Here is a 338-nt window from a genome sequence, read left to right on the forward strand (position 1 = left end):
GGACAGTTGATCGGCAGCCTGTCATTCGCGTGTCATGACGCGGGAAAAATTTTGACGGGGTCGCCCAACGTACACGTCAATGGCAAGGAAGCGGCCCGTGCTCACGTCGATACCGCCCATTGCGACCAACACAGTTCAGCGCCGCAAATTCTTGCTCAGGGTAGCGACACCGTTCATATCAACGGCATGCCTGCTGCACGAGTAGGTGACCGGACCGTCTGTGACGGAAAAATCAGTGCCGGGTCTGCCAATGTTCATATTGGGGGCGGTACTGAAACCACGGATGACATCGATCCGGAAGTGCCAGCATTGCTGGAACGCGCCATTATGGGACTCGG

The 338-nt window shown here is 56.8% G+C and carries 1 protein-coding gene; it reads left to right on the forward strand.

Features of this window, described 5'->3' with window-relative positions:
- Positions 1–338: PAAR domain-containing protein (locus BWR59_RS31810; protein ID WP_178111262.1), on the forward strand; the 338-nt coding region annotated here is incomplete at both ends.

The sequence above is a fragment of the Pseudomonas sp. Bc-h genome (genome assembly GCF_002080045.1).
In the GTDB taxonomy this organism is placed as follows: Bacteria; Pseudomonadota; Gammaproteobacteria; order Pseudomonadales; family Pseudomonadaceae; genus Aquipseudomonas.